The 24,056-nt window shown below is 71.3% G+C and carries 25 protein-coding genes; 14 read left to right on the plus strand and 11 right to left on the minus strand.

Annotated features, from left to right (window positions below):
• The first annotated feature begins 146 nt into the window (after nucleotides 1–146).
• On the plus strand, nucleotides 147–416 hold the full coding sequence (locus tag ABD999_RS26090) for a hypothetical protein (protein ID WP_271280096.1): 270 nt from the start codon (nucleotides 147–149) through the stop codon (nucleotides 414–416).
• 75 nt (nucleotides 417–491) lie between these two features.
• Nucleotides 492–1,124: an MOSC domain-containing protein gene (locus ABD999_RS26095; protein ID WP_271280097.1), complete on the plus strand. Its 633-nt coding sequence runs from the start codon at nucleotides 492–494 to the stop codon at nucleotides 1,122–1,124.
• A 60-nt stretch (nucleotides 1,125–1,184) separates the two neighbouring features.
• On the opposite strand, the gene ABD999_RS26100 is transcribed toward ABD999_RS26095, so the two are convergent.
• Nucleotides 1,185–2,435, minus strand: coding sequence for a glycoside hydrolase family 18 protein (locus tag ABD999_RS26100; RefSeq protein ID WP_271280098.1), 1,251 nt, complete (start codon nucleotides 2,433–2,435; stop codon nucleotides 1,185–1,187).
• A 99-nt stretch (nucleotides 2,436–2,534) separates the two neighbouring features.
• Here ABD999_RS26100 and hemW point away from each other — a divergent pair, with 99 nt between their 5' ends.
• The gene (gene hemW, locus ABD999_RS26105) at nucleotides 2,535–3,755 is read left to right on the plus strand and encodes a radical SAM family heme chaperone HemW (RefSeq protein ID WP_271280099.1); all 1,221 of its coding nucleotides are present in this window, start codon (nucleotides 2,535–2,537) and stop codon (nucleotides 3,753–3,755) included.
• Here the strand turns inward: hemW and ABD999_RS26110 are convergent.
• From ABD999_RS26110 to ABD999_RS26120, 3 genes are read right to left on the minus strand one after another with little or no spacing between them, the layout of a single operon-like run.
• Entirely contained in the window at nucleotides 3,748–4,419 is a 672-nt protein-coding gene (locus ABD999_RS26110) for a DUF4870 domain-containing protein (protein WP_271280100.1), read from the minus strand. The two genes, hemW and ABD999_RS26110, sit on opposite strands and share 8 nt — an antisense overlap.
• Nucleotides 4,416–5,225 (minus strand): DUF3097 domain-containing protein, encoded by an 810-nt coding sequence (locus ABD999_RS26115; protein WP_219544117.1) that lies wholly within the window; start codon nucleotides 5,223–5,225, stop codon nucleotides 4,416–4,418. Before ABD999_RS26115 ends, ABD999_RS26110 begins: the two co-directional genes overlap by 4 nt.
• Nucleotides 5,226–5,242: 17 nt before the next feature.
• On the minus strand, nucleotides 5,243–5,803 hold the full coding sequence (locus tag ABD999_RS26120; RefSeq protein ID WP_261808756.1) for a hypothetical protein: 561 nt from the start codon (nucleotides 5,801–5,803) through the stop codon (nucleotides 5,243–5,245).
• 446 nt (nucleotides 5,804–6,249) lie between these two features.
• On the opposite strand from ABD999_RS26120, the gene hrcA reads away from it, so the two are divergent.
• Nucleotides 6,250–7,269 carry a heat-inducible transcriptional repressor HrcA gene (gene hrcA, locus ABD999_RS26125; RefSeq protein ID WP_148033491.1) on the plus strand — a complete coding sequence of 340 codons (1,020 nt, stop codon included), beginning with the start codon at nucleotides 6,250–6,252 and terminating at the stop codon, nucleotides 7,267–7,269.
• Between the two features lie 11 nt (nucleotides 7,270–7,280).
• Nucleotides 7,281–8,423 (plus strand): molecular chaperone DnaJ, encoded by a 1,143-nt coding sequence (dnaJ, locus tag ABD999_RS26130; RefSeq protein WP_148033490.1) that lies wholly within the window; start codon nucleotides 7,281–7,283, stop codon nucleotides 8,421–8,423.
• 27 nt (nucleotides 8,424–8,450) lie between these two features.
• Here dnaJ and ABD999_RS26135 read toward each other — a convergent pair whose 3' ends face one another.
• A complete protein-coding gene (locus ABD999_RS26135; RefSeq protein ID WP_271279864.1) occupies nucleotides 8,451–11,189 on the minus strand; it encodes a sensor histidine kinase in 2,739 nt (912 codons plus the stop codon).
• Nucleotides 11,190–11,356: 167 nt separating this feature from the next.
• Here ABD999_RS26135 and ABD999_RS26140 point away from each other — a divergent pair, with 167 nt between their 5' ends.
• Nucleotides 11,357–12,082: a 16S rRNA (uracil(1498)-N(3))-methyltransferase gene (locus ABD999_RS26140; RefSeq protein WP_271279863.1), complete on the plus strand. Its 726-nt coding sequence runs from the start codon at nucleotides 11,357–11,359 to the stop codon at nucleotides 12,080–12,082.
• A 61-nt stretch (nucleotides 12,083–12,143) separates the two neighbouring features.
• On the opposite strand, the gene ABD999_RS26145 is transcribed toward ABD999_RS26140, so the two are convergent.
• Nucleotides 12,144–12,785, minus strand: coding sequence for a hypothetical protein (locus ABD999_RS26145; protein ID WP_271279862.1), 642 nt, complete (start codon nucleotides 12,783–12,785; stop codon nucleotides 12,144–12,146).
• Nucleotides 12,782–13,294 carry a SigE family RNA polymerase sigma factor gene (locus tag ABD999_RS26150; protein WP_148034834.1) on the minus strand — a complete coding sequence of 171 codons (513 nt, stop codon included), beginning with the start codon at nucleotides 13,292–13,294 and terminating at the stop codon, nucleotides 12,782–12,784. The genes ABD999_RS26145 and ABD999_RS26150 overlap by 4 nt, the downstream gene beginning before the upstream one ends.
• A 302-nt stretch (nucleotides 13,295–13,596) precedes the next feature.
• Between ABD999_RS26150 and ABD999_RS26155 the strand changes: the two genes are divergently transcribed.
• The 8 genes from ABD999_RS26155 to era all read left to right on the plus strand — a co-directional run bounded on the left by ABD999_RS26155 (nucleotide 13,597) and on the right by era (nucleotide 19,495).
• Nucleotides 13,597–13,941: a histidine triad nucleotide-binding protein gene (locus tag ABD999_RS26155; protein WP_271279861.1), complete on the plus strand. Its 345-nt coding sequence runs from the start codon at nucleotides 13,597–13,599 to the stop codon at nucleotides 13,939–13,941.
• A gap of 93 nt (nucleotides 13,942–14,034) precedes the next feature.
• Nucleotides 14,035–15,063, plus strand: coding sequence for a PhoH family protein (locus ABD999_RS26160; protein WP_148034833.1), 1,029 nt, complete (start codon nucleotides 14,035–14,037; stop codon nucleotides 15,061–15,063).
• Nucleotides 15,060–15,536 (plus strand): rRNA maturation RNase YbeY, encoded by a 477-nt coding sequence (gene ybeY / locus ABD999_RS26165; RefSeq protein ID WP_148033485.1) that lies wholly within the window; start codon nucleotides 15,060–15,062, stop codon nucleotides 15,534–15,536. Before ABD999_RS26160 ends, ybeY begins: the two co-directional genes overlap by 4 nt.
• On the plus strand, nucleotides 15,509–16,828 hold the full coding sequence (locus tag ABD999_RS26170; protein WP_378525157.1) for a hemolysin family protein: 1,320 nt from the start codon (nucleotides 15,509–15,511) through the stop codon (nucleotides 16,826–16,828). Before ybeY ends, ABD999_RS26170 begins: the two co-directional genes overlap by 28 nt.
• A gap of 391 nt (nucleotides 16,829–17,219) precedes the next feature.
• Nucleotides 17,220–17,759, plus strand: coding sequence for a hypothetical protein (locus tag ABD999_RS26175; protein WP_148033483.1), 540 nt, complete (start codon nucleotides 17,220–17,222; stop codon nucleotides 17,757–17,759).
• Nucleotides 17,760–17,769: 10 nt separating this feature from the next.
• The gene (locus ABD999_RS26180) at nucleotides 17,770–18,090 is read left to right on the plus strand and encodes a cytidine deaminase (RefSeq protein ID WP_148033482.1); all 321 of its coding nucleotides are present in this window, start codon (nucleotides 17,770–17,772) and stop codon (nucleotides 18,088–18,090) included.
• A 2-nt stretch (nucleotides 18,091–18,092) separates the two neighbouring features.
• Complete coding sequence (locus ABD999_RS26185; protein WP_271279860.1) at nucleotides 18,093–18,569, plus strand: NUDIX domain-containing protein; 477 nt, start codon at nucleotides 18,093–18,095, stop codon at nucleotides 18,567–18,569.
• 17 nt (nucleotides 18,570–18,586) lie between these two features.
• The gene (gene era / locus ABD999_RS26190) at nucleotides 18,587–19,495 is read left to right on the plus strand and encodes a GTPase Era (RefSeq protein ID WP_271279859.1); all 909 of its coding nucleotides are present in this window, start codon (nucleotides 18,587–18,589) and stop codon (nucleotides 19,493–19,495) included.
• Here era and ABD999_RS26195 read toward each other — a convergent pair.
• The 4 genes from ABD999_RS26195 to ABD999_RS26210 are packed head-to-tail and all read right to left on the minus strand — an operon-like array spanning nucleotide 19,486 to nucleotide 23,886.
• On the minus strand, nucleotides 19,486–20,910 hold the full coding sequence (locus ABD999_RS26195; RefSeq protein ID WP_345482930.1) for an FAD-dependent oxidoreductase: 1,425 nt from the start codon (nucleotides 20,908–20,910) through the stop codon (nucleotides 19,486–19,488). The two genes, era and ABD999_RS26195, sit on opposite strands and share 10 nt — an antisense overlap.
• 28 nt (nucleotides 20,911–20,938) lie before the next feature.
• On the minus strand, nucleotides 20,939–21,397 hold the full coding sequence (locus ABD999_RS26200) for a DUF3598 family protein (RefSeq protein WP_271279323.1): 459 nt from the start codon (nucleotides 21,395–21,397) through the stop codon (nucleotides 20,939–20,941).
• On the minus strand, nucleotides 21,394–22,836 hold the full coding sequence (locus ABD999_RS26205; protein WP_271279322.1) for an aldehyde dehydrogenase family protein: 1,443 nt from the start codon (nucleotides 22,834–22,836) through the stop codon (nucleotides 21,394–21,396). Before ABD999_RS26205 ends, ABD999_RS26200 begins: the two co-directional genes overlap by 4 nt.
• Before the next feature lie 9 nt (nucleotides 22,837–22,845).
• Nucleotides 22,846–23,886 (minus strand): nitrilase-related carbon-nitrogen hydrolase, encoded by a 1,041-nt coding sequence (locus tag ABD999_RS26210; RefSeq protein ID WP_271279321.1) that lies wholly within the window; start codon nucleotides 23,884–23,886, stop codon nucleotides 22,846–22,848.
• Nucleotides 23,887–24,056: the final 170 nt, after the last annotated feature.

The following is a 24,056-nucleotide window of genomic DNA, read 5'->3' on the forward strand; positions in this document are numbered from 1 at the left end:
AGCTTCTTCTCATGCCCCTGAGACGATCACCTTCGGCGCGCGGTTCAGAAGTGACCCGCTTCTCGGGCATCCGCCGGGAGGCCGGGGTTTTGTCGGTGGGTCCCGTTAGCCTGGGCATCCGAACACCTGTGCGACTGGAGGGTGAGATGATGGCTGCTGAGCGCATGGAGCGTGCCGCTGTGCTGGGGGTCGCCGTGGCGGAGGAGACGCGGCGGTTGCTGCGGGCCCACATGAGGCCGGCGGTGCTGGGCGATGACGGCAAGGTCGTGGTCGACGTGCCCTATCCCGACGCCGCCGTGGTGACGGCGCTGCTCGACGTGGCGGCCGAGTGCTTCGGGGAGCGGGGCGCGTCCGTGGAGGAGGCGCGCCAGGCCGCCCTGGAAACCTTGTTAGACCTCGCCGACGACCGGGCCTGACGTGGCGGAGATGGTCACCTGTCTGGCCTGGTACTTCATCGCTCAAGGCAAGGAGGCTCCGATACCGTCCCCCGTATGCGTGTTATATCGGTAAATATCGGGCAAGCTGTCGACGCTGACTGGGCCGGGAAGCTGAAGCGCACGGCCATCGACAAGCGGCCGGTGACCCACCGGGTGGCGGTCCTGGCCAACGGCCTGGCCGGTGACGAGCGCGCCGACAAACCCAGCCACGGATCCCCCGGCCAGGCCGTCTACGCCTACGCCAGGGAAGACTACGACTGGTGGGAGCGGGAGCTGGGCCGCGAGCTGCGTGACGGCAGGTTCGGCGAGAACCTCACGACCTCGGGGCTGGACGTCAACGGCGCGCTGATCGGGGAGCGCTGGCGGATCGGCAGCACGCTCCTGGAGGTGGCGGCCCCGCGGGTTCCGTGCGTGGTCTTCCGCAACTGGCTGGACGAGCCCCGCTGGGTCAAGCGCTTCACCGAGGCCGCCCGGCCCGGCGCGTACCTCAGGGTGCTGGAGCTGGGCGAGCTGGGCGTGGGCGACGAGGTGGAGGTGCTCCACCGGCCGGCGGCGAGCGTGACCGTGGCCGAGTCCTTCCTGGCCTACCACGGCGACGAGAAGCTCCTGCGCCGCATCCTGGAGGTCCCCGGATACGACGAGCGATGGGACCGGGTGGCCGAGCGCGTCCTGGGCGTGCCCTCGTAGCTTCGCGGGACCTCCCGCGTGGGCGCGAGCGCGCCCACGCGGGGGATCAACGCGGGGAGGTCACCTCAGGACCTTGTGCAGCGCCGTGGTGAGCGAGGCGCGGGAGTCGTCCTGGTCGATGGACCACAGCATGGCGCCGCCCAGCCCCTTGAGCCTGATGTACGCGGCCTTCTGCAGCATCACCGCCGGGTCGTCGTACGACCAGAACTCGTTGCCGTCGTACATCCAGAGCGTGCCCGTGAGCAGGTCGCGGTGGCGCTTGCCCGGCTTGGTCACGAGGTCCTTGTAGTCCTCGACGCCGGCGGCCCACTTGCCGGGGGCGGGGCCGGTGGCCGCCTTGTAGAGGCCCTTCCCGCCGCCGGTGACGCCGGTCCAGCCCTGCCCGTACGCGGGGACGCCGATCACGAGCTTGCGGGCCGGGGCGCCGCGCCGCAGGTAGTCGCGGACGGTCTGGTCGACGCTGTAGCGGACCTCGTTCGGGTCGCGCCCGTCGGTGAACAGGTTGCCCTGGTGGCCCGTCCGGAGCTCCCAGTTGCCGCGCAGGTCGTAGCCCTGGACGGTGGCGAAGTCGAGCAGGTCGAACACCCGCCGCACCTCGAAACCGGCGTCGATCTTCGCGGCGGCGGCGGGGAGGAAGGCGCTCAGCTCGGCGTCGCTGGAGTACGCGTCGAGCTGGGCGCGCAGTTCCTCCAGGAACAGGGTGAAGTTCCGCCTGTCCTCCGGCCTGATCACGTTGCCCTCGGCGCCGGACGAGCCCGGCCACTCCCAGTCGAGGTCGATGCCGTCGAACACGCCCGCGCCCGCGCCGGGCTCCAGGCCGGGCAGGTTGCCGCGCAGCCACAGGTCGATGCAGGAGGCGGCCAGCCTGGCGCGCGACTCGGGAGTGAGCACGGCGTCGGAGAAGTGCTTCGAGCCGGTCCAGCCGCCCAGCGAGATGAGCGCCTTCAGCCGGGGGTGCTTGGCCTTGAGCTTGCGGAGCTGGTTGAGGTTGCCGTTCAGGGCCTGGCCGGGCGCGTCGGCGACGCCGTCCACGCTCTGCTCGGCCGGCACCGGCCGCTGCCAGTCGGCCCACGGGTCGGGGGAGTAGCAGTCACCGGCGGCGTCGACGAAGCCGAAGGCGTAGTTGACGTGGGTGAGCTTGGCTGCGGCGCCGCTGGTGTCGACGTCCTTGACGTGGTAGTCGCGCCCGTAGACGCCCCACTGGACGAAGTACGCGACCCGCTTGAAACGGTCGCCTCCGGCCTCGGCGGGCAGCGCGGTCACGGTCAGGGACAGTAAGACGGAGAGGGCGATGAGGATGCTCTTCTTCACGGGGTGCGCCTCCTGACTTATAGGAAACTTTCCTATAAGTTGTCCCGGATCGTAGATCTCCTGGATCGGGCAGTCAATGGGACCGGGCAGACTGGAGACGTGCCTTCCACGCTGCCTGACGGAGATCCCGCGCCCGCCTCCGGCGAGCTGCCCGAGAGCGCGCTGCGCGGCCTCGGCGAGCGGCCGTTCGGCTTCTACGTGCACGTCCCGTTCTGCGTGACGCGCTGCGGCTACTGCGACTTCAACACCTACACCGCCGCTGAGCTCGGCCCTGGCGCCTCACACGGCGACTACGCCGACACCGCGATAGCGGAGGTACGGCTCGCGCGGCGGGTGCTCGGCGAGACCCGGCTGCCGGTCGAGACGGTGTTCTTCGGCGGCGGCACCCCGACCCTGCTTCCCGCCCGCGACCTGGGCAGGATCCTCGCGGCCATCGACGCCGAGTTCGGCCTCGCGCCAGGCGCCGAGGTGACGACCGAGGCCAACCCCGAGTCCGTCGACCCGCGCTACCTCGAAGAGCTGCGCGAGCGCGGTTTCACCCGGGTCAGCTTCGGCATGCAGAGCGCCCGCGAGCACGTCCTGCGGGTGCTCGACCGGCAACACACCCCAGGCAGGGCCGGCCAGGCCGTGCTGGAGGCCAGGAAGGCCGGGTTCGAGCACGTCAACCTCGACCTGATCTACAGCACTCCCGGCGAGACCGACGACGACTGGCGCGCCTCCCTGGCCGCCGCCGTCGAGGCCGGGCCCGACCACGTCTCGGCCTACTCCCTCATCGTCGAGGACGGCACCCGTCTCGCCGCCCGGATCCGGCGCGGCGAGCTGCCGATGCCGGACGACGACGTGGCCGCCGACCGCTACCTCATCGCCGACGAGATGCTCGGCGAGGCCGGGCTCCGCTGGTACGAGGTGTCCAACTGGGCCACCGGCGACGCCGCCCGCTGCCGCCACAACCTCCTCTACTGGACCGGCGGCGACTGGTGGGCCGTCGGTCCCGGCGCCCACAGCCACGTCGGCGGCACCCGGTGGTGGAACGTCAAGCATCCGGCCCCGTACGCCCAGCGCCTGGCCGCCGGCCACTCGCCCGCGCACGCGCGCGAGGAGCTCGCCGCCGAGGACCGCGAGACCGAGCGGCTCATGCTGGAGCTGCGGCTCGACTCCGGCTACCCGCTGGCCGACGTGGCGCCCGGCGCGCGCCCCAAGGTCGCCGCGGCGCTGGCCGGCGGGCTGCTGGAGCCGGAGGCGTTCAAGGCCGGGCGCATGGTGCTCACCCTGCGCGGCCGGCTGCTGGCGGACGCGCTGGTCCGCGACCTGCTCACGTGATGAGGCGGATGTTGATCGGGTAGCGGTAGTTCTGGCCCCGCTGCGCCGCGATGGCGGCCTGGATCTGGAAGATCAGCGCGATGATCCAGACGATCGGCAGCAGCAGGAGGCCGATCAGGATGATCGAGAAGAGGGCGGCGACGATGAAGCCGATGAACATGGTGATCTGGAAGTTCAGCGCCTCCGCCGACTGGTCCCTGACGTACGGGGACTCGTCCTTCTTCATCAGGTAGACGATCAGCGGGCCGACCCAGGAGACCAGCAGGCCCAGCAGGTGGGAGACCATGGCCATGGTGGTGTCGTCGGTGCCCGGGCGCGGGCCGTACCTGCCGGGGACGTGCGGTTGCTGCCGGTGGGGGGCGGCGTAACCGTACGGAGGCTGCTGGTGACCGTACGGCGGCTGTGGCTGCTGCCCGTAGCCGTAACCAGGTTGCTGTCCGTACCCGTGGCCAGGTTGCTGCCCATACCCGTACCCGGGCTGCTGTCCGTAGCCGTGGCCGGGCTGTTGTCCGTACCCGTAGCCGGGCTCGGAACCGGGCTGCTGGCCGTACCTGTACCCGGGCTCGGAGCCGGGTTGCGGGCCGTAGCCCTGCGGGGGGTTGTCGGTGGGGATGCGGCGGGTCGCGTCCTCGTCGGACGGCGGTGGGTGCGGATCCTGGCTCACGATGCCTCCGTAACGAAGTCGATCAGTTCCTCGACCCGGCCGAGCAGTTCCGGCTCCAGGTCGGCGTAGGTCGAGACGGCGCCCAGAATGCGCCGCCACGCGTCGGCCGGCTCCATCCGCCAGCCCAGGGCGGCGATCACGCCCTCCTTCCACGGAACCCCGCGCGGCACCTCGGGCCAGGCCCGGATGCCCAGAGCGGACGGCTTGACCGCCTGCCAGATGTCGACGTACGGGTGGCCCACCACGAGGACGTGCGGCGAGGTCACCTGGGCCGCGATGCGGCTCTCCTTGGAACCCGGCACCAGGTGGTCGACCAGCACTCCCAGCCTGCGCCCCGGCTCGGGGCCGAACTCGCCGACGATCGCGGGCAGGTCGTCGACGCCTTCCAGGTACTCCACGACCACGCCCTCGACCCGCAGGTCGTGACCCCAGATCTTCTCCACCAGCGCCGCGTCGTGCACGCCTTCGACGTAGATGCGGCTCTCCCTCGCGACCCTGGCCCGCAGCCCCTCGACCGCGATCGACCCCGAGGCGCTGCGCCTGTGACCCTGGGGCGCGGCGGCCTGCGGTCGCACCAGCGTCACGACCCGCCCTTCCAGCAGGAAAGCGGCGGGCGCCAGCGGGAACAGCCGCCGCTTGCCGAAGCGGTCCTCCAGCGTCACCGCCTCCTTGTCGCAGGCCACCACCGCGCCGCAGAAGCCGCTGTCGGCGTCCTCCACGACCAGGTCCGGTTCGGCGGCCACTTGGGGGATCTTCCCTTTGCCGGGACGCCGCCAGTTTCCCGCTAGAACATCGCCGTCGTACACACGGGGACCGTAGCAAATCACCCGGCCGTCGCGAGGCGCTTGCGATGGCCGCTCCGCCGCATCAGGACGACCACCGTCACGATGATCGCGCCGAGCACGCCCACGCCGGGGATGAGCAGCAGCGCCGCCAGTCCTCCCACGATGCCGCCGGCCGCCGAGAGCGCGTCCCTGCCCACGCCGAACAGCACGTCACCCTGTTCCTGGATGACGCAGGTGAGCTGGTACTCGCCCGCGGCGGGCGCGTTGACCAGCAGGATCTGCTCCCACGTCCGGCTGCCGGCCGTCACCGTCTGCGAGCCCGGCGCGTTGACGAGCCGCGCCTGGCCGGGCCCGCCGGAGATCTCGCAGCGGTAGTTCACCCGGGCGTCGGTGGAGACGTAGACGGACGGTCGGTCGTCGGGGTCGAGCGAGACCGTGACCGTCTCGCCGGCGGCGAACGTCGTGGACGGGGCGATGTCCTCGACGGTGTTCACGATGCCGGTGACGAACAGGACCACGCCCGCCACGACGCACGCGACGGCCACGCCCCACGCGACCGCGATCCACCGCAGCCGCGGGCGGAGCTCCTTCGGGTCCACCTGGCGTCCGTAGGGTGCTCCCGGCGGCCCGTACTGCGGCCCGCCGAACTGCGGCTGCTGCCCGTACCCGTAGCCGGGCTGCTGCTGACCGTACGGACTCCCGCCGTACGGCCCGGGACCCGCTTGGGGCGGGGGCCCGTAGGGGCCGGGGGGTTGAGATCCGTACGGGTTCGGGCCGGAATGTGGGGGTGGCGGCGCGTACGGGGAAGGTTCACCCTGGGGATAAGGCTGACCAAAAGGAGGATCCTGCCCTGAAGGCGGATCAACAGGCCGCTGGGGTGGATTGTCGTTCATGTCGGCAATTGTGATGCTTGTCGTTCACGCGTGCCAGCAGCGGGGACAACGGTGTTATCGCACCCTGTGAGCGAGACCCGTACACTTGGCACTCGGGAACACAGAGTGCTAGGTCTGGCGTTTCCCTGAAAGCGGCGGTAGGAGGTGCGCACGTGCTCGACGATCGGAAGCTCGCGGTGCTACGCGCCATTGTCGAAGACTACGTTTCGACCAACGAACCGGTGGGCTCCAAGGCGCTCGCCGAGCGTCACAATCTGAAGGTGTCGCCGGCGACCGTGAGAAACGACATGGCGGCGCTGGAGGAGCAGGGCTACATCGCCCAGCCCCACACCAGCGCCGGGCGCGTGCCGACGGACAAGGGCTATCGCCTGTTCGTCGACAGGCTCTCCCAGGTCAAGCCCCTGTCGGGGGCCGAGCGCCGGGCCATCGAGACGTTCCTGGCGGGAGCGGTCGACCTCGACGACGTGGTGATGCGCACGGTGCGGCTGCTCGCGCAGCTCACCCGCCAGGTCGCCGTCGTGCAGTACCCGACGCTCAACCGCTCGACCGTGCGCCACGTCGAGCTGGTGCCGCTCCACGACCGCCGCGTCATGCTGGTGCTGATCACCAACATGGGCCGCGTCGAGCAGCGCATGGTCGAGCTGCCCGAGGTGGTGGAGGAGCACCGCATCGCCCACATGCGCGGGGTGCTCAACGACTGCCTCGACGGCTGCGGCCTGAGCAGCGTGCCCGAGCTGGTCTCGGACCTGCCCGAGCGGCTGCCGGTCGACGAGCGGCCGGCGATGGCCACGATCCTGTCCGTCCTGCTGGAGACGCTCGTCGAACGGCACGACGAGAAGATCGTGTTCGCCGGGGCGGCCAACCTCGCCGGCGCCGACCTCAGCGTCGGCCTGCGCGAGGTGCTCGAAGCGCTGGAAGAGCAGGTGGTGCTCATGCGCCTGCTCGGCGAGACTTCCTCAGACACACCTTCCGCCCTCACCGTGCGCATCGGATCGGAGAACGCCTACACCGGACTGCGGGGCACGTCCATCGTCGCGACGGGATACGGTCAAGGCGACAACCAACTGGCCCGGCTCGGCGTTCTGGGCCCCACCAGGATGGACTACCCCGTGACGATGGGCGCCGTGCGCGCGGTGGCACGCTACGTCAGCCAGATTCTGGCTGCATCTTAAGAGGTCGATAAGTGGCAAACAGCGACTATTACGCCGCCCTCGGGGTGCGCCGTGACGCCAGTCAGGACGAGATCAAGAAGGCCTACCGCCGGCTGGCCCGCGAGCTGCACCCCGACGTGAACCCTGACCCCGCCACGCAGGAGCGGTTCAAGGAGATCACGCAGGCCTACGAGGTGCTCTCCGATCCGAACAAGCGCCAGATGTACGACCTGGGCGGCGACCCGTTCGGCGGCGCCGGGGCGGGTGCGCCGGGCGGCGGCTTCGGCGCCGGCTTCCCGTTCAGCGACATCATGGACGCGTTCTTCGGCACCGCCACGGGCGGCGCCCGCGGCCCGCGCTCGCGCGCCCGCCGCGGCCGCAACGCGACGATCCGGGTCGAGCTCGACCTGCGCGAGACCGCGTTCGGCACCACCCGGGAGCTCCAGGTCGACACGGCCGTGCTGTGCGAGGTGTGCCAGGGCGTCGGCGCGGCGCCCGGCACCCACCCCGACACCTGCGACATGTGCAACGGCCGCGGCGAGATCTCCCAGGTCACCCGGTCCTTCCTCGGGCAGGTCATGACCACGCGGCCGTGCCCGCAGTGCGGTGGCTTCGGCAGCATCATCCGCCACCCGTGCCAGGAGTGCTCGGGCGACGGCCGGGTCCGCACCCGCCGCACGATCAAGGTCCGCATCCCCGCGGGCGTCGAGGACGGCACCCACATCCAGCTCGCCGGCGAGGGCGAGATCGGCCCCGGCGGCGGCCCGCCCGGCGACCTCTTCCTGGAGATCGTCGAGCGCTCCCACGAGATCTTCGAGCGGCGCGGCGACGACCTCCACTGCACCGTCCAGATCCCGATGACGGCCGCCGCGCTCGGCACCGTGCTCACCGTCGAGACCCTCGACGGCGCCGAGGAGATCGACGTCCGCCCCGGCACGCAGTCGGGTCAGGTCATCACCATGTACGGCCGCGGCGTGCAGCGCCTCAACGAGACCGGCCGCGGCGACCTGCTCATCCACGTGAACGTGGAGACCCCGTCCCGCCTCGACCCCCCGCAGGAGGAGCTGCTGCGCGAGCTGGCCAAGCTGCGCGGCGAGGAGCGGCCGCCGGGCAAGTTCGCGCCCGGCCAGCAGGGTTTCTTCTCCCGTCTCCGCGACGCCTTCAACGGCCGCTGACGACGGGACGCGGCGGCGGGCGGCCGGTCACCGGGACCCGTTGACCGCCTCCGCGGGCTGCACGGCCAGGAGCTCCTCCGGGAGGGTCACCTGTGCCGTGACGCCGCGGCCGGGCGACGGGTGCAGCGACACCCGCACGCCCAGCCGCTCGGCCAGCCTGCCCACCACGTGGTGGCCCAGGCAGCGGGTCGGCGCCACCAGGAAGCTCTGCTCGCCCCGCAGCCGGGCGTTGGCCGCGGCCAGCTCCCCGGCCGTCATGCCCATGCCGTAGTCGGAGATGGTGACGCGGCACTCACCCTCGGCGGCCCGTGACACCACGTCCACCTCCGACTCGGGTGGCGAATAGCCCAGCGCGTTCTCCATCAGCTCGGCCAGCATGTGCGCCACCTCCGCCACCACCGGCCCCCGCACGTGCGCCCGGCCCACCACCCGCAGCGCCACCCGGTGGTGCTCCTCGACCTCGGCCAGCACCGACCGGAGCACCTCGTCCACCGGCACCGGTTCCGACGAGCGCCGCTGCCCCCGCGTGCCGGTCAGGACCAGCAGGCTCTCGGCGTTCCTGCGCAGACGGCTGGTCACGCGGTCCAGCTCGCACAGCCTGGCCAGCACGGCGGGGTCCGACTCGTCGCGCTGCAGCACGCTGATGAACGTCAGCTGCCGGTGCACCAGATCCCGGTGCCGCGTCCCCAGCTCGCCCAGCGACGCCGCCGCGTCCCGCCGGATCGCCGCCCGCCCGGCCGCGATCCGCACCGCCGCCTCATGCATGTCACCCAGCGCCCCTGCCAGCCGCGCGAACTCCCCAGCGGTTTCCCCGCTCCGGATCGCCCCGCCGACCTTGTCCGAGACCTCCCCGCCTGAGGAGGCGCCCCCGAAGCCCGAAGCGGTCCCCTGCGCGGGATCCTCACCGAGGCGGAACGTGCTCTCGTACGGAGGCTCGCCTCCCTGGAGGTGCTTGTCGCGGGATGTGCTTTCGTACGGTGGCGCGACCTCCAGAGGGTGCTTGTCCCGGGTTGTGTTCTCGTGTGTGGGCTCGACCCTGAGGGGGTGCTTGCTGGGAAGCGAGTGGGTTCTGTCGCTGAGTGGGTGTTTGACGCGGAATGAGAGGCCTGGGACTTCGCGCGAGTGGTCCTGGCGCGCGTCCGAGGTCGGGCGGCTCGCCGGCTGGCCTGGAGTCCCGGCTCTGCGGGTTTCTCTCCCGTACGAGGCATTTCCGAGGCTTGGAAGGCGTGCGGACGGCAGAGGGAAAGAGGCGTCGTAGGCGCGCCACAGGTGGGCGGGGCGAGTCCCTGGGGCGTGGAGGTCGGACGGGGGCGTGCCGGGGACGGCGAGGCGGGGCGTCTCCGCTGCCTCCAGGGTGGCGATGTGGCGCGCCAGGGCGGTGGCCTCGCCGGTGAGCCTGCGGAGGGGACGCGTGATCGAACGTGCCATGAGCGCCCCCAGTGCCCCCATGACCAGCAGGAACGCGGCACCCAGACCGGCCAGCCAGGTCAGGTGCCGGGTGTGGCGTTCGCGGGCCGCCGTCGCCAGGACATGTACTTCGCGTCCGGCCGCGTGCTGCACGGCGCGCAGGGCGTCGGCGTAGGCGTCGCCGGCCGAGAGCCAGGTACGCGTGCGGACCGTCAGGGGCGTGCCGGGGGAGGCGGCGATGGCCCGGCGTTCCAGCCGCGCCGTCCTGGCCGCCGGAGCGCCCCGCTGCGTCCGCTCCAGCGCGGCCACGCCTTGAGGGCCGGCGGTTCGGCGGTACCGGTCCAGGGCGTCGGTCATGGAGGCGCGGGCCTCCAGGAAGGTGATGTACTCGCCCTGGGTGAACGCGCCCGTCGCGAAGGCCGCCGTGACCACCGCCCGTTGCCGTGCGGCCGCCTCCTTGGCCCGGCTGATGGCCTCCAGCGCCTGCAACCGTCTCAGCAGCGACGGGTCTGACCGGCCGACCTCCGTGCCGAACGACCCGTCGGCCAACTCCGTGATCACATCGGTGAACGCCTCGAAGACGTCCTGCCGCACCTTCGGCCCCCTGTCCACCGGCGCCCTCCGACCAACGGACGCACCGATCTCGGCACCGACGCCTTCGGCCTCGCCGGTCAAACCCTGGGTGGAAGTCACGCCGGCGACCCCCGTCCCTTCGGTACCGGCCACCGCGTCCTGAGTAGGGGTCACGGCGGGGTCTGAGGCACCTTCGGCGGTCCTGTCGAGGGTGGGGTTCGCGGCGCCATCAGCGGTCATGTCCCACGTGGGCGGCGCGACGCCATCGGTGGTTGTGGTCAGGGTGGCGGCTCCTGGGCTCACGAGCGCGCCGTAAGGGCCCACCAGGGGCGCGGTCGGTGTGGGAGTCGCCTGCCGGGTGCGGGAAAGGGGGCCGCCGGGAGTGGCGGGGGCGTCGGGGGACAGGGCGAGGGCCGGGGTGCCGGTGCGAGGGCGGTCGAGGGTGGGGAGGCGGGCGAGCGCGTCGCGTACTGGTCCGTACGCGGTGGGAGGGGCGGTGGCGAGCAGGTGGGAGAGGGCCGAACGGGCGTGGTCGGTGGCGTGGCGGGCGGGGACGAGATCGGGCCTGACGCGCGGCTCGCCGGCGAGCAGCGCCGCGAGGAGGGCACGTTCGCGCTGGAGCGCGTGGACGAGATCCTGGACGGCGAGCACCAGTGTCACGTGCCGGGCCGTGGCGTCGGCGTCGGCGCGGGCGTGCAGGCGGGCCGCCGCCTCCGCGGCCATCCCGGTGATCAGCAGGAGTGTGGGCACGGCCAGCACGAGCACGAGACGCGTCCTGACGCGCATCGGCCGCGACACGTGCTCTCGGACACCGCCCGGTTCTGGCGCGCGTTGGCGAGCGGGAGAGACGGCCATCGACCCCCTCGTAGAGTGATCTCAGGAAGGCTGCACGGGACACGATATTGCGCAGGGTGTTCGTGTGGTTGCGTAACGTGGAGAATCCGAGGTGGCTGGTGACGGTTCCGGTGTTCCTGACGGGCGAGCTCGACGGCCCCGAGCTGGTGCTCGGCGGCCCCGAAGGGCGTCACGCGGCCACCGTCAGGCGGTTGCGGCCCGGGGAGCGGGTGGATCTCACCGACGGGGCGGGGTCGGTGGCCGAGTGCGTGGTGCGCGAGGTGCTCAAGGACTCGCTGCGGGTGGAGGTCCGGGGCAGGTACGAGGTCGCGCCGCCCAGGCCGAGACTGGTCGTCGTGCAAGGGCTGCCGAAGGGTGACAGGGGCGAGCTGGCGGTCGAGATGATGACCGAGGCCGGTGTCGACGTGATCGTTCCCTGGCAGGCCTCGCGGAGCATCACCCAGTGGAAGGGCGACAAGGTGGCCAAGGCGCTGCAGCGCTGGCGGTCGACGGCCCGCGAGGCGGGCAAGCAGGCCCGGCGCTTCCATCTGCCCGAGGTGACCGAGCCGGTCTCGACGGCCGGAGTGGTGAAGCTGCTGGCCGGGGCGGCGCTGGGGCTGGTGCTGCACGAGGAGGCCGCGGCGCCGCTGTCGCGGGTGGCGCTCCCGGACGACGGTGACATCGTCGTCGTGGTCGGGCCCGAGGGCGGGGTGTCGGAGCCTGAACTGGCGGAGTTCCTGGCGGCGGGGGCCACGCCGGTGCTGCTGGGGCCGACGGTGCTGCGCACCTCGACCGCGGGGGTGGCCGCCGCGGCGGTCCTGCTCACCCGTACAGGACGCTGGTGACACCCGGGAGGGCCGGTGACGCGGGTGGGTGGGGGAGTGCGCGGCGGTCAGGGAAGGGGAGTCACGACGTGTTCGCGCTGATCAGAGGGCTGGGCATGTCCGAGATGGTCGGCACCGGGTCCAGCGTCGAGCACTCCTCGTCCGGGCAGGGCGTCGGCGTGGGCGACGCTTCCGGCTCGGACGGCGAAGGCGTCGGCGGATCGTCGGCCTCAGGGCAGTCGGCCGGCTGCTCCGCCTGGTCGGCCGTCGACGGGCAGGGGGTCGGCGTGGGGGTGGGCGTCGGCTTGGCGGTCGAGCGGGCCGTCTCCGACGGGCGGGGCTCCTGCTTCTGCGGCGGCTCGGACGACGTCGGCGGCGGCACGACCAGAGGCTCGCTCTCCCGTACGGTCGACTTGGGCGAGGCGGGCCGGCTGGTCGAGGACTTCGCCGGCGGGGTGGCGCTGGAGGTGGTGCGCACCTCGAGATAGGGCGCCTCGACAACACGCTGGCGCAGGTCGGGCACCACCATCACGATCGTGCCCGCCACCAGCACCGCGCTCGCTGCCGCCGCCCCGGCCCGCCACCAGAAGAGGTTGCGCGCGCCGCGCCGCTCGATCTTCGTACGGATGACGTCGAGCCCGTCCGGCGAGGGCACGACCGCGTCCGCCTCCGCACGGAGGGCACGGCGCAGGACCTCGCCGTACTCGTCGGGGGGCTGGGTCATGACATCTTCTCCAGGACGGAACGCAGGGCGGCCATGCCACGTGCCGTGTGGCTCTTCACCGCCCCCTTGCTGATGCCCATGGCGTGGGCGATCTCGGCTTCGGACAGATCACCGTAGTAACGAAGGACCAGTGCCTCCCTCTGGCGAGACGGTAGCGCCCGCAACGCCTCGATGACCGCGGACCGTTCGAACTCGCCGATGGCGCCGTGCTCCGCGCTCGGCGCGTCGGGCAGGCCCTTGGGGGCGTACTTCTCCACGACCGCCCGATGGCGCAGCACGGACCGGGACCTGTTGACGACGGACTGCCGTAGGTAGGCGAGCGCCTTGTCGGGGTCACGCAACCTGCGCCAGGCGCCGTGGATGGCGACGAACGCATCCTGCACGACTTCCTCCGCGGTTGCCATGTCGCGCACCAGCAACACGGCGAGACGAACTAATGACCGAAAATGCGCACTGTAAAGCGCGGTCACGGCCATGTCGGCGTCCCACCCGACCGGCACCGCCCCCATGGATCTGTCGACCAGGAGGGTTTCGGTGGTCACATCAGTGGGACGCGCGGCCTTCCCTGACGGTTTACGTTCTTCCGGTTCCTTTGGGGGCATGACCCAGTTGTGTCCTCGCCAGGTGGTCTCGCCCGAGGCTGAATCGTTCGCTGCGATGGTGCACTGACACCCTAACCGCGGGGATCTTCGGGTGCCACGACGGATCCGGTCACCGATTCGCAACGCTGATCAGCGTACATGCCGAGCAGCAGGTCAGGGTCGTCGAGGCTTACGGACAGGAGAGCCACCCCTATCGGTAAGGTGATCGGATGACAGACTGCCTGTTCTGCAAGATCGTGGCCAAGGAGATCCAGGCCGAGATCGTCTACGAGAACGACGGGGCGCTCGCGTTCCGCGACATCAACCCGCAGGCCCCCACCCACGTCCTCGTCATCCCCAAGGAGCACCACGCAGACGCCGCCGCGCTGGCCCGCGCCGACCAGGGGCTGGCCGACGAGGTGCTCAAGGCCGCGCACGCGGTCGCCGTCCAGGAAGGCGTGGCCGACGAGGGCTACCGGGTCGTGTTCAACACCGGACCCGGCGCCGGGCAGACCGTCTTCCACGTGCACGCGCACGTTCTGGGCGGCCGCAACCTGACATGGCCGCCCGGCTGATATTGCCGCGAGGAAACGTTCCGCCCCCGGATACGATGGGTGAAGAAGATAAGCCCTCGAGACCGGGAGGCATCAGGCCACGCTGGCCTGCCCATGTCCGAACTACACGAATCCCGACGCACGGCACCTCCAACGCGCACACAAGCCAAGGTGCTGATTCCGGACGAGTACCCCATGGTCAGCCTCCTGGGCTCCCGCGACGAGCTGCTACGCGTCATCGAGGGCGCCTTCAAGGCCGACATCCACGTCCGCGGCAATGAGATCACCGTCACCGGCAGCCCCGACGAGAGCGGCACTGTCGTCCGGCTCTTCGAGGAGCTGGTCGAAGTGCTGCGCAGCGGCGGCGACCTCACACCCGACGCCGTCGAGCGGAGCATCGCCATGCTCCGGATGACCTCCGAGCGCCCGGCCGAAGTGCTGTCGCTCGACATCCTGTCCTCGCGCGGGCGCACCATCCGCCCCAAGACGGCCAACCAGAAGCGCTACGTCGACGCCATCGACAAGCACACGGTCGTGTTCGGCATCGGCCCCGCCGGCACCGGCAAGACCTACCTGGCGATGGCCAAGGCGGTCCGGGCGCTCCAGGAGAAGCGGGTCAACCGCATCATCCTCACCCGCCCGGCGGTCGAGGCCGGCGAACGGCTCGGCTTCCTGCCCGGCACGCTGTACGAGAAGATCGACCCCTACCTCCGGCCGCTGTACGACGCGCTGCACGACATGGTCGACCCCGACTCGATCCCCAAGCTGATGGCGGCGGGCACGATCGAGGTGGCGCCCCTCGCGTATATGCGCGGTAGGACCCTTAACGACGCATTCATCATCCTTGATGAGGCGCAGAACTCGTCGGCCGAGCAGATGAAGATGTTCCTGACGAGGCTCGGGTTCAACAGCAAGATCGTGGTGACCGGTGACGTGACGCAGGTCGACCTGCCGGCGGGCACGGTGAGCGGTCTGCGGGTGGTGCAGGAGATCCTCGACGGCATCGACGACATCCACTTCTCGCAGCTGACGAGCGCCGACGTGGTGCGTCACAAGCTGGTGAGCGAGATCGTCGACGCCTACGGCCGCTATGACGCCCTGCGCACTCCCGAACCGATTCAGCAGCGGGGTAAGCGACGATGAGCATCGAGATCAACAACGAGTCCGGGGTGGGCGTCGACGAGGAGTCGCTCGTCGCGCTGTCCACCCACGTGCTGTCCGAGATGGGCATCAACCCGCTGGCCGAGCTGTCGCTCGTGGTCGTCGACGAGAACGTGATGGCCGAGCTGCACGAGAAGTGGATGGGCGAGCCCGGCCCGACGGACGTGCTCGCCTTCCCGATGGACGAGCTGCGGCCCGGCGGCGGCGCCAGGGGCGAGTCCGAGGGGCCGGCCGATCCGGCGCTGCTGGGTGACGTGGTGCTGTGCCCCCAGGTGGCGGCGCGGCAGGCGGAGGAGGCCGGGCACAGCGCTCAGGACGAGATCGAGTTGCTCTGCACCCATGGCATCCTGCATCTGCTCGGTTACGATCATGCGGAGCCTGAGGAGCACAAGGAGATGTTCGGTCTTCAGGCGCGGTTGCTCGAAGGGTGGCGGGAGGTGCGCAGCTCGCGGTGAACGCCTGGTTGCCGTTGGCCATCGTCCTCGTTGTGGTCGGTGGCCTGATCGCCAGCACGGAGACGGCGCTGACGCGGATCTCACGGGTCCGCGCCGAGGAGGCCGTGCGCGACGGCAGGCGTGGCGCTCAGCGGCTGCACGCCATCGTCACGGACGCGCCGCGCTATCTGAACCTGCTGCTCCTGCTGCGGCTGAGCTGTGAGCTGGTCGCGACGGTGATCGCGACGTTGCTGTTCATCGATCTGATGGACGATCAGGGCTGGGCCTACTTCTCCGCGGCCGCGGTGATGATCCTGGTGAGTTACGTGATCGTGGGCGTGATGCCGCGCACGCTGGGCCGTCAGCACGCCGAGCCCATCGCGCTCGCGGGGGCGCCGATCGTGTACGGGCTGACGAAGATCTTCGGCCCCCTGCCGAAGCTGCTCATCCTGCTGGGCAACGCGCTGACCCCGGGCAAGGGGTTCCGCGACGGTCCGTTCACCTCGGAGGCCGAGCTGCGTGACCTGGTCGACCTGGCCGAGGAGCGCCGGGTGATCGAGCCCGACGAGCGGGAGATGATCCACTCGGTCTTCGAGCTGGGCGACACGCTGGTGCGTGAGGTGATGGTGCCGCGCACCGACATGGTCTACATCGAGCGGGGCAAGACGCTCAGGCAGGCGCTGTCGCTGGCGTTGCGGAGCGGTTTCTCGCGGGTCCCGGTGGTGGGCGAGAACGAGGACGACGTGATCGGCATCGCCTATCTCAAGGACATCACCCGCCGGGTGCACGAGTCGGGCGGTGACGGCGAGAAGGAGACGGTCGAGTCGATCATGCGGCCGGCGACGTACGTGCCGGAGAGCAAGCCGATCGACCAGTTGCTGCGTGAGATGCAGGCGAGGCAGACGCATCTGGCCATCGTGATCGACGAGTACGGCGGCACCGCGGGTCTGGTCACGATCGAGGACGTGCTGGAGGAGATCGTCGGGGAGATCACCGACGAGTACGACCAGGAGGCGCCGCGGGTGGAGCCGATGCCCGACGGCGGGGTGCGGGTGACGGCGCGGATGCCGGTCGACGAGCTGGGCGAGCTGTTCGACGCCGAGATCGAGGTCGACGACGTGGAGACGGTCGGTGGCCTGCTCGCGCACGCGCTGGGGCGGGTGCCGATCGCGGGGTCGAGGGCTGAGGTGGCGGGGCTTGAGCTGACCGCGGAGAGCCTGGCCGGCCGGCGCAACCGGATCAGCACGGTGGTGGTGCGGCGGGTCCGGGCCGATCAGGACGACGCGGTGCCGGCCGCGGCGGAGCAGGAGTGACCTCTGCCCGGTTCGCGGCAAGCGGTCGTCAAGCGAGTTGCAAGCGGGGTCCGCGAGTCTGTTTCCCGGCACCCTGTGCGGTGGGTGCCGGAGGGGGAAGCGCCCCGCCGCAGGGGGGTTCACGCGGCAGGGCGCTCCTGGGGGGACGACAACGTTCTGGCCAGCTAGCCGGTCGGACGTTGTTCGGCGTAAAGGGTGCTCTCGTCCGGATAACCGGGCGAGGGCACCCTTTTAGCGTTTGATCGTTTATTGGTAACTCCGGTGGATTGCCGTTTTCGCTGCTCGGGGAGGCTGGGCACCGGGGGGAATCATGAAACGCGGAACCCGGATCATCGTCTGTGGGCTCCTGGCCGGCGCTCTTGCGGCCTGCGGAGGCACAGAGGGGCTCGACGTGCGCGCGCTTGCCCACATGAAGGAGATCCTCAGCAAGGAGCCACGGCTGCCCGACGGTTTCTCACCGCGCTCGGAGCAGGCGTGGCGGGCGCCGTTCACGCCGGCCGACCGCAACTGCCGGGCCGTGCTCGACGCGGCCGGTGGCCGGGCGCCGGAGCGGGGGCTGACCGCGCAGGCCGCGGCCAGCTACCAGGGCGACGAGCTGGGCGAGCAGGTCGGGGTGGGGCTGGCCAGGTACGCCGGTGCGGCCGACGAGCACATGGCCGCGCTGGCGGGGTCGCTGAGGGCGTGCCGGGAGGTGCGTGCCAAAGGCGGCACCCACCTGACTGCCACGCTGGTGCCGGTGGCGGACGTGGGGGACGAGGCGGTGTCGGGCGAGCTGCGCGGCCGGCTGAACGGCTACCCGTACGCGCTGGACGTGGTGCTGGCCCGTTCGGGGGACATGCTGGTCTCGCTGGTGCACACGAGCATGGCCGAGGTGGAGCCGCAGCGCACCCGTCAGCTCCTCGACGCCGTGATGCGGATGGCCAGCCCCTAACCTTGTCCTCGTGACACTCGATCCTGAAGACAGCAAGATCATTACTTTGGCGCGGGCGTCGCGGGCCCGCAACGGCTCCGCCGAGGGCGCGGCCGTGCGCGACGAGACCGGCCGCACGTACGCGGCCACCGACGTGACGCTGGCGGCGCTGCGGCTGTCCGCCGTGCAGGTGGCGGTGGCGACGGCGGTCTCGAGCGGCGCCCGCTCGCTGGAGGCGGTGGCGCTGGTCACCGGCGGCGACGGGCCGTCCGACGACGACCGGGCCGTGGCGGCGGAGCTGGGCGTGACGGCCATCCTGGTGGCCGGCCCCGACGGCGCGCTGCGGGGCTGAGCATGCCGATGTCGCCCTACCTCGCGGAGGTGCGCGCCAAGCTGGGGCCCGACCTGCTGATGATGCCGTCGGTCTGCGGCTGCGTGTTCGACGACGAGGGCCGGCTGCTGCTGGCCCGCCACGGCGACGTGGACCTGTGGGCGGCGCCGGGCGGCGCCGTGGACCCCGACGAACGCCCGGAGGCGGCCGTGCGCCGCGAGCTGCGCGAGGAGCTCGGGATCCACGTGCGGGTGCGCGGCCTGATCGGCGTCTACGGCGGGCCGGAGTTCCGGGTGCGCTATCCGAACGGCCACGAGTGCGCTTACATGATCGCGGTGTACGGGTGCGCGCTCGTGTCGGGCACGCCCACCCCCGACGACGACGAGATCAGCGAAGCCAGGTGGGTCCGGGAGGACGAGCTGGGCGGGCTGCCGACGACGTCGTGGACACCGCTGGTGATGCCCGAGGTGTTCGCCTGGTGGCGCGCGCAGGCCTCCTGATGGGCGAGAATCACTATGTGACCTCGCCAGACAGCCATCGCGCCGGATTCGCCTGCTTCGTGGGGAGGCCGAACGTCGGCAAGTCCACGCTCATGAACGCCCTGGTCGGCACGAAGGTGGCGATCACCTCGTCGAAGCCGCAGACGACCAGGCGGGTGATCAGGGGCATCGTACACCGCCCCGACGCGCAGCTCGTCATCGTCGACACGCCGGGGCTCCACCGCCCGCGCACCCTCCTCGGCGAGCGGCTCGACAGCCTGGTCCTGTCGACGCTGACCGAGGTCGACGTGATCGGGTTCTGCGTGCCGGCCAACGAGCCGATCGGCAAGGGCGACCGGTTCATCGCGGGCAAGCTCGCGGCGGTCAAGAAGACGCCGGTGATCGCCGTGGTCACCAAGTGCGACCTGGCGAGCAAGGAGCAGATCGCCAAGCAGTTGCTCGCGGTGTCGGAGATCGAGGAGTTCGCCGACGTGGTGCCGGTGTCGGCGCAGTCGGGCGAGCAGCTCGACGTGCTGGCCGACGTGCTGGTGCGCCACCTGCCCGAGTCGCCGCCGCTGTACGAGGACGGCCGGTTGACCGACGAGCCGGAGCAGGTGCTGGTCGGCGAGCTGATCCGGGAGGCGGCGCTGGAGGGCGTGCGCGACGAGCTGCCCCACTCGATCGCGGTCGTGGTCGACGAGATGCTGCCCAGGGCCGACCGCGACGACCTGCTCGACATCTACGCCCACATGTTCGTCGAGCGGCCGTCGCAGAAGGCCATCGTCATCGGCCGCAAGGGCGAGCGGCTGCGCGAGGTCGGCACCAACGCCCGCAAGCAGATCGAGGCGCTGCTCGGCACCCGCGTCTACCTCGATCTGCGCATCAGCGTGGCCAAGGACTGGCAGCGCGACCCCAAGCAGCTGCGCAGGCTCGGCTTCTACGACTGAGCCAGGCGGCGGCCGAGCAGCCGGCCGAAGGTGATCGCTGGGGTGACGAGCATGCCGGAGCAGAAGCTCTGCCCGCAGGTGGCGGCGGCGCCGATGACCTCGCCGATGGCGTAGAGGCCGGTGATGGGCTCGCCGTCGGCCCGGCGCACTCTGAAGCCGTCGTCGATGTCCAGCCCGGCGAACGTCACCAGCGAGATGGCGTGGTTGCGGATCGCGTAGAAGGGCGCCTCGGCCAGCGGCAGCGGCAGGTGGAGGCGGCCGAAGTCGGGGTCGGACCCGGCGGCCACCGCCTCGTTGTAGCGGGCCGCGGTGGCGACCAGCCCTTCGGCGTCGATGCCGGTCTGTGCGGCCAGCTCCTCCAGCGTGGCGGCGCGGTGCACGCCCTCGCGCACCCCGGCCTGGGCGCGCAGCTCCTCGGGCGTCCAGCCGACCACGAGCGGGCGGCCCGACCGGGTCGACTCCAGCATCGCGTCGTCGAACACGGTCCAGAACGTCATGTCCGGGATGCGGGTGAGCGCGCGCTCCTTGGTGTCGATGGACGGCTCGTCCTCGGCCACCCAGCGGCGCCCGGTCCTGTCCACGTAGATCTCGACGGGCGGGCGCTCGGCGGCGACGAGCAGCTGCCGGTCGGACCAGTTGGCCTTGCCTGGGGTGGTGGGGTGGGGCAGGCCGCCGAAGCTCGGCAGGAACGAGCCGGTGCCCTGGATGCCCGCGTCGAGCTCCCTGGCCAGCAGGATGCCGTCGCCGGTGGAGGTCGGGTGGGCGGCCGACACCAGCGGCGCGCCCTCCAGCTCCAGGAACAGCTCCGGCTCCGCGGCGAACCCGCCGGTGGCCAGCACCACGTGGCGGGCGCTCACCCGTACGTCCTGGCCGTCGCGCAGGACGGTGACGCCGGTGACGCGGCCGTCGCCGCCCGTCAGCAGCTCGATCACGGGGGCGTTCTTCCACAGCTCCAGGCGGCCGGTGGCGGTGGCGTCGGCGAGCACCCGCTCGTACACCTCCAGGATCGACACCGCCTCGTCCACGCCGTAGTAGGTGCGCGCGGTCGTGTACGGCTCGTGCCCGTAGATGACGCGCGGCGTCTCCGGCGCGAAGCGGAAGCCGAGACCGTCGAGCCAGTCGACGGTCTCGGCGGCGTTCTCCACCACGGTGCGGACGAGGTCCTCGCGGACGGTGCCGCCGCTGATGCGGCGGATGTCGGCCAGGTGCGCCTCGACGGAGTCGGCGATGCCGCGCTCGGCCTGCCGCCGCGTCCCCGCGGCCGCCATGTGGCCGCCGGAGATGTGCAGCGTGCCGCCGACGCGGTGGTCCTTCTCCACCAGGAGCACCCGGGCGCCGCCGTGCGCGGCCTCCGCCGCGCACGGGATGCCCGCGGTGCCCGCGCCCACCACCACGAGGTCGTAGTCCAGTTCCACCAGTGATTCTCCTGAGATTCGGGTACGGTCAGGCGCCGGCCGGCACGTACCAGCGTTCGGGCTCGGCGCCGGGGACGCGGCGCTCCTCGATGACGGTGAGGCGGCTCAGCGCGCCGTCCTCGAAGTGCTGCCACAGGCGGGTGCGATAGTCGCCGGTGGGCATCGACATCTCGACGATGCGCTCCTGCGGGCGGTCGTTCCAGCCGAAGGTGAACACGATGGCCTGGTCGCCGGCGCGGGCGGTGGTGCCCCACATCTCGGTGTCGACGAACTGGACCGAGTCGCCGTCGACGATCGCGCGGTAGTGCCGCACCGCCGGTTCGGCGCCCTCGCGCAGGTAGACGACCTTCTCGGTCCAGTCGGTGCCTTCCATCCGGCCTTCCTGACGGCTGGGGTAGCGCTCCAGCACGGTGCCGTCGGGGGCGAGCACGGTGTAGGTGCCCTCCCACACTCCGGACATGTCGCGCAGGATGTCGGCGATGGTCATCGTTCCTCCGTCTGGGTGGGGGTGCCGTCGTAGTACCAGGGGCGGATGCCGGCGCTGCCCCGCATGAGCAGGGCGCGGCGGCGGAGGAAGCGCCGCACGGACGGCGGCCCCATGCGGGACGCGCCGAGCCCGGACGACTTGAAGGAGTTCTTCTCCGCTTCGGGGAACATGCCGGTCAGGCAGACGTCGTTGACGCTGACCGCGCCGGCCTCCAGCCGGTGCGCGACCGGCGCGGCCTGTTCGGCGGTGGCGGCGAAGACGGCCGCGCTCAGCCCGAACTCGGTGTCGTTGGCGAGCGTGACGGCCTCGTCCTCGCCGTCGAAGGGCATGATCGGGATGATCGGGCCGAACGTCTCCTCGCGCATCACCCGCATGGAGTGGTCGACGCCGGTCAGCACGGTGGGCCGCAGGTAGGCGCCGCCGCCGAGATACTGGATCGTGCCGCCGGTCCGGATCACGGCGCCCTTGGCGACGGCCTCCTCCAGCTGCTCGCGGATGACGTCCACCTGGGCGTCGCTGATGATCGGCCCGATCTGGCCGTCGCCGATGTCCGGGTACGCGAGCTCGACCTGTTCGGCCTTGGCCACCAGCGCCTCGGTGAACTCCTCGACCACCGCGTGGTCCACGTACACCCGCTCGATGGACATGCAGGAGTGGCCGGAGTTGATCGTCGAGCCCCACAGGATGGCGGAGGAGGCGGCGTCCAGGTCGGCCGAGGCGGTGACGATCGCCGGGTCCTTGCCGCCCAGCTCAAGGAAGGCGGGGATGAAGTGCTCGGCGGCCGCACGGCCCACCGCTCGGCCGGTGCGCACGCTGCCGGTGAAGCACACCGCGTCGGCCACCGCGACCATGGTGGCGCCGGTGGCGCCGTCGCCCTCCACCACGGTGAGGACGCCCGCCAGCTCCTCGACCTCGGCCACGCACGCGCGCAGCACGGGGATGAAGCGCGGCGTCACCTCGCTCGGCTTCAGCAGCACCGCCGACCCGGCCAGCAGGGCGGGCACCGCGTCGATGAGAGCGAGCTGGAACGGGAAGTTCCACGGCGAGATCACCGCGACGACCGGGTACGGCACCAGGTCGCCGGTGACGTGCACGTCGGGGTCGGCGGTGGGGGCCGGATCCTCCGGGGCGAAGGCGGCTTCGGCGTACCGGCAGGTGCGCTCGATGCTGGTCAGCACCGAGTCGACCTCCAGCTGCGAGACCCAGCGGCGTCCCGTGTCGGTCTCCAGCCGGGCGACCAGCTCGTCGCGGTGCCGGGCGACCGCGTCGCCGAACGCGCGCAGCGCCTCGGCGCGCCGCTCGACCGGCTGGGCGGCCCACGCGCTCTGGCGGGCGCGCAGCGCGCCCGCGGCGGCGATGATCTCGTCGTCGCCCGCGGCGACGATGGTGTGGTCCGGGGTGCCGGTGCGGGGGTTCCGGACGTGGATCTCCCTGGGCATGTCGCCTCCTCAGATGAGGCCGTCGCCGGCCAGCCGTTCGATGACGGCACGCTGGGTGGTCACGAAGTGCTCTCGCCCGGTCTCGCCGGGCCGCACCGTGTCGGGCGGGTAGAAGGAGGTGCGGGCGTAGCTGGCCGCGTAGAGCTCGAACCGCTGGCGGGGGAGCAGGTTCATCATCTCCGGGGTCCTGCGGGCCCGGCGCAGCGCGGCCAGGTCGATCTCCGCGTTGGCGGCCATCGTCTCGCCCTGACCGGCCTTGGCCAGCACGAGGCCGCGGTGGTCGACGATCTGGCTGCCGCCGTCGCCGGAGGCCGCGGGCATGCCGGTGCCGTACAGGCCGCCGGTGTTGGCGGAGACCACGTACGCGCCGTTCTCCACGGCGCGGGCCAGCTTGGCCACGTTCTTCGGCGAGAGCAGCGCGCTGCACACCTCCGACGAGCTGTGCAGGAACACCTCGGCGCCGCGCATGGCCAGGCAGCGGGCCACCTCGGGGAAGAGGATCTCCTCTGAGGCGATCGCGGCGAGCGTGCCGATCTCGGTCCTGGCGACGGGGAAGAGCGCGTCCTCGCCGTAGACGGCCAGGTAGCGGTCCAGGATGTCGTGCGGGGTCACGGCGTACATCGAGTTGAGCCGCCGGTAGCGGAGCACGGTATCGCCCGCCGGGTCGAAGACGACCGACGCCTGGAAGTAGACGCCCGGGAAGTGCTCGTCCGTCTCGTAGCCGTTGACGCACAGGAAGACGCCCGCGTCCCTGGCGACGTCCGCGAGCCGGGCGTACTCGGGGCCACCGGGCGCCAGGGCGGCGCGGTCGCACCACTCCTGGAACGGCTCCCCGATGGGGTGGCCGGTCAGCAGGTACTCCGGCAGGACGACCAGCCGCACGCCGGGGCCGACGAACCGCTTGGTCGCGGTGACCTGCTCGTGCACGCGGTCGACGGCGGCCCGTATCTGGTCGCGGGCGGCGGCCGCGCTCTCGGCGCGGTTGACGGCATGACAGGCGGTCTGCAGGGCGACAGCACGGTACGCGGTCGCGGGCGGATCCTGGGACACCCGATGCTCCTGTTCCACTCCATGAAACGGCGTTTCTGGTTTCTACAGGTTGGACTATAGGAAGCGCGCCGCGCAAGAGGAGGGAACCGTCCAACCTGCGACATCATTGACAGTCAGCGACATCCCGCCTTAGTTTGAAACACCGTTTCGAGGGACGGAACAGTCTGGAT

Source organism: Nonomuraea ferruginea, assembly GCF_039540635.1.
GTDB classification, from domain to species: Bacteria; Actinomycetota; Actinomycetes; order Streptosporangiales; family Streptosporangiaceae; genus Nonomuraea; species Nonomuraea ferruginea.

What these genes read in the sequence shown, in the direction of transcription:
- ABD999_RS26095 (WP_271280097.1), top strand. Translation starts at nt 492, where the DNA reads ATGCGTGTTATATCGGTAAATATCGGGCAAGCTGTCGACGCTGACTGG.
- ABD999_RS26145 (WP_271279862.1), bottom strand. Translation starts at nt 12,785, where the DNA reads ATGACCCAGCCCCCCGACGAGTACGGCGAGGTCCTGCGCCGTGCCCTC.
- ABD999_RS26150 (WP_148034834.1), bottom strand. Translation starts at nt 13,294, where the DNA reads ATGGGGGCGGTGCCGGTCGGGTGGGACGCCGACATGGCCGTGACCGCG.
- ABD999_RS26200 (WP_271279323.1), bottom strand. Translation starts at nt 21,397, where the DNA reads ATGACCATCGCCGACATCCTGCGCGACATGTCCGGAGTGTGGGAGGGC.
- ABD999_RS26160 (WP_148034833.1), top strand. Translation starts at nt 14,035, where the DNA reads ATGTCCGAACTACACGAATCCCGACGCACGGCACCTCCAACGCGCACA.
- ABD999_RS26185 (WP_271279860.1), top strand. Translation starts at nt 18,093, where the DNA reads ATGCCGATGTCGCCCTACCTCGCGGAGGTGCGCGCCAAGCTGGGGCCC.
- ABD999_RS26155 (WP_271279861.1), top strand. Translation starts at nt 13,597, where the DNA reads ATGACAGACTGCCTGTTCTGCAAGATCGTGGCCAAGGAGATCCAGGCC.
- ybeY (WP_148033485.1), top strand. Translation starts at nt 15,060, where the DNA reads ATGAGCATCGAGATCAACAACGAGTCCGGGGTGGGCGTCGACGAGGAG.
- ABD999_RS26090 (WP_271280096.1), top strand. Translation starts at nt 147, where the DNA reads ATGATGGCTGCTGAGCGCATGGAGCGTGCCGCTGTGCTGGGGGTCGCC.
- ABD999_RS26205 (WP_271279322.1), bottom strand. Translation starts at nt 22,836, where the DNA reads ATGCCCAGGGAGATCCACGTCCGGAACCCCCGCACCGGCACCCCGGAC.
- ABD999_RS26135 (WP_271279864.1), bottom strand. Translation starts at nt 11,189, where the DNA reads ATGCGCGTCAGGACGCGTCTCGTGCTCGTGCTGGCCGTGCCCACACTC.